Source organism: Streptomyces sp. NPDC057271 (assembly GCF_042668715.1).
Lineage (GTDB): Bacteria > Actinomycetota > Actinomycetes > Streptomycetales > Streptomycetaceae > Streptomyces.
Genome location: NZ_JBHUYJ010000074.1, coordinates 1 through 3,361 on the forward strand (window position 1 = coordinate 1; position 3,361 = coordinate 3,361).

At 71.8% G+C, this 3,361-nt stretch carries 2 protein-coding genes; both read left to right on the plus strand.

What is annotated here, in order from left to right; genetic code table 11:
* Nucleotides 1-153: 153 nt before the first annotated feature.
* Nucleotides 154-2,454, plus strand: coding sequence for an FdhF/YdeP family oxidoreductase (locus ACFUJR_RS27480; protein ID WP_383181428.1), 2,301 nt, complete (start codon nucleotides 154-156; stop codon nucleotides 2,452-2,454).
* Nucleotides 2,455-2,740: 286 nt separating this feature from the next.
* A complete protein-coding gene (locus ACFUJR_RS27485) occupies nucleotides 2,741-3,247 on the plus strand; it encodes a PaaI family thioesterase (protein ID WP_383181431.1) in 507 nt (168 codons plus the stop codon).
* Nucleotides 3,248-3,361 lie beyond the last annotated feature (114 nt).

Genomic DNA, 3,361 nt, shown 5'->3' on the forward strand with positions numbered 1-3,361 from the left:
GCGGCCGGGCAGAACAGCGGGAAGACAGCCCAGCAGGGCGTCAGTCAGTGGCAGAGCCACGACCACCGGGACCTGAGTATCAGCATCAATGTCAGAGGCCCGTGACAGGATCGGAGACGTACGACACAGGATGACCGCTCAAGGGAGAGCGCGATGGTCAGCAAGCCCCCCGCCGGCGACCCGGTCCAGGACGCACCGCAGGTCGCGCCGCCGCAGCACGCCGCGGCCGGCCTGCCCGCCGTCGCGCACACCCTCAGGATCGCCCAGGCTCAGATGGGTGTGGCGCGCAGCGCGCGGACCCTCCTCAAGGTCAATCAGAAGGACGGTTTCGACTGTCCCGGCTGCGCCTGGCCCGAGGGCGACAAACGGCACGTGGCGGAGTTCTGCGAGAACGGGGCGAAGGCGGTCGCCGAGGAGGCGACGCTGCGCCGGGTCACCCCCGACTTCTTCGCCGCGCACCCCGTGGCGGACCTGGCGAACCGCAGCGGGTACTGGCTGGGCCAGCAGGGCCGCATCACACAGCCCATGCTCCTCGAGAGGGGAGGGGCTCTGCCGGAGGGCGCCGAGCGGTACGAGGCGGTGACCTGGGAGCGGGCGTTCGCGATCATCGCCGAGGAGCTGACCGCCCTCTCCTCCCCCGACGAGGCGCTCTTCTACACCTCGGGCAGGACCAGCAACGAGGCCGCGTTCCTGCTGCAGCTCTTCGCCCGCGAGTTCGGTACGAACAACCTGCCGGACTGCTCCAACATGTGTCACGAGTCCTCCGGCTCGGCGCTCAACGAGACCATCGGGATCGGCAAGGGGAGCGTCTCCCTGGAGGACCTCCACCAGGCCGACCTGATCGTCGTCGCCGGACAGAACCCCGGCACGAACCACCCCCGGATGCTCTCCGCCCTGGAGAAGGCCAAGGCGGCGGGCGCGAAGATCATCTCGGTGAATCCGCTGCCCGAGGCCGGCCTGGAGAAGTTCAAGAACCCGCAGACCGCGACCGGCATGTTCCGGGGCGCCGCCCTCAACGACCTCTTCCTGCAGATCCGCATCGGCGGCGACCAGGCTCTCTTCCGGCTCCTGAACAAGCTGATCCTGGAGACGGACGGGGCGGTCGACACGGAGTTCGTCGACGCGCACACGCACGGGTACGAGGAGTTCGCCTCGGCCGCGCGCGCCGCGGACTGGGACGAGACGCTGGCCGCGACGGGCCTGGACCGGTCCGAGATCGAGCGGGCCCTGGAGATGGTCCTCGCCTCGGAGCGGACCATCGTCTGCTGGGCGATGGGCCTCACCCAGCACAAGCACTCGGTGCCGACCATCCGCGAAGTGGTCAACTTCCTGCTGCTGCGCGGCAACATCGGCCGCCCCGGTGCCGGTGTCTGCCCCGTCCGCGGCCACTCCAACGTGCAGGGTGACCGCACGATGGGCATCTTCGAGCGGCCCGCGCCCGCGTTCCTCGACGCCCTGGACAAGGAGTTCGGGATCGTCTCGCCGCGCCACCACGGCTTCGACGTGGTCCGCTCGATCCAGGCGCTGCGCGACGGCGAGGCGAAGGTCTTCTTCGCCATGGGCGGCAACTTCGTCGGCGCCACCCCGGACACCGAGGTCACCGAGGCGGCGATGCGCCGGGCGCGGCTGACCGTCCACGTCTCGACGAAGCTGAACCGGTCGCACGCGGTCACCGGCACGCGCGCGCTGATCCTCCCCACGCTCGGCCGCACGGACAGGGACGTCCAGGCGAGCGGCAGGCAGTTCGTGACCGTCGAGGACTCGATGGGCCTGGTGCACGCCTCGCGCGGCAACCTGCCGCCCGCGAGCCCTCACCTGCTCTCCGAGCCGGCGATCGTGGCCCGTATGGCCCGGGCCGTCCTCGGTGCCGGTTCGGCCACGCCGTGGGAGGAGTTCGAGAAGGACTACGCCACGATCCGCGACCGCATCGCGCGCGTGGTGCCCGGCTTCACGGACTTCAACGCCCGCCTCGCCGCCGACCCGGGCGGCTTCGCGCTGCCGCACGCCCCGCGCGACGAGCGGCGCTTCCCCACGGCCACCGGCAAGGCCAACTTCACCGCCGCCCCCGTCGAGTATCCGAAGGTGCCGGAGGGCCGGCTGCTGCTCCAGACGCTGCGCTCGCACGACCAGTACAACACCACGATCTACGGCCTCGACGACCGCTACCGGGGGATCAAGGGCGGCCGCCGGGTCGTCCTGGTCCACCCCGAGGACGCGGCGGCCCTGGGCCTGGCGGACGGGGCGTACACGGATCTGGTCAGCGAGTGGACCGACGGCAGCGAGCGGCGCGCGCCCGGATTCCGGGTCGTGCACTACCCGACGGCACGGGGTTGCGCGGCCGCGTACTACCCGGAGACGAACGTCCTGGTGCCGCTGGAGTCCACGGCGGACATCAGCAACACCCCGGCCAGCAAGTCCGTGATCGTACGGCTGGTCCCGACGACCGCGGGCTGATCACGGCGCTGCTCGGGCCCGACGGCCGAGGGCCGGTCACCGCGCGGCTCGGTCGCGACGGGCCGGTGCGGGCCGGCCACCGCGCGCACTCGGGCCCGGCAGCCGGGGTGCCGGTCACCGCGCGGCTCGGTCGCGACGGGCCGGTGCGGGCCGATCACGGCGCGGCACCTCCTGGGCAGGGGGGCTGGACCGCTCCCGGGAGCCGTCTGGAACAATCACGGCACGCCTAAGCGTTTGCTCAGGCGGGTGTTCACGACGACGTACGAAGACGAACGGAGCCGGGCCGATGGGCGAGCAGCATCACGTGAAGTTCCCGCAGGAGGTCATCGACGAGTACGCCGCGCTCGGCGTCGACCTTCCCGCCCTCTTCTCGGCCGGACACCTCGGCAACCGCATGGGCGTGCAGATCATCGAGGCCTCGGCGGAGAAGGTCGTCGGCACGATGCCGGTGGAGGGCAACACCCAGCCGTACGGTCTGCTGCACGGCGGCGCCTCCGCCGTGCTCGCCGAGACCCTGGGCTCGATCGGCTCCATGCTGCACGGCGGTGTCTCCAGGATCGCGGTGGGCGTGGACCTGAACTGCACCCACCACCGCGGGGTCCGCAGCGGTCTCGTGACGGGTGTCGCGACTCCGGTGCACCGCGGGCGTTCCACGGCCACGTACGAGATCGTGATCACCGACGAGCAGGACAAGCGGGTCTGCTCGGCCCGGCTGACGTGCCTGCTGCGCGAGGTCTCGCCCAAGGACGCCGACAACATCCCGAGCGCGGGCGGGAGCGGCGTCGGCGCCTGACACCCCCGCCGGGGGCGCCACCCATGACCGCGCGGCCCGGGACGGTCACCACCATCCCCGGTCGCGCCCTGTTCTGGGGGGCACGGGGGGTGCGGTCGCAAAGAGCGACCCCCC

Bases quoted from the DNA above. Each gene is read 5' to 3' on its own strand.
- ACFUJR_RS27485 (WP_383181431.1), top strand. From the start codon at position 2,741: ATGGGCGAGCAGCATCACGTGAAGTTCCCGCAGGAGGTCATCGACGAG.
- ACFUJR_RS27480 (WP_383181428.1), top strand. From the start codon at position 154: ATGGTCAGCAAGCCCCCCGCCGGCGACCCGGTCCAGGACGCACCGCAG.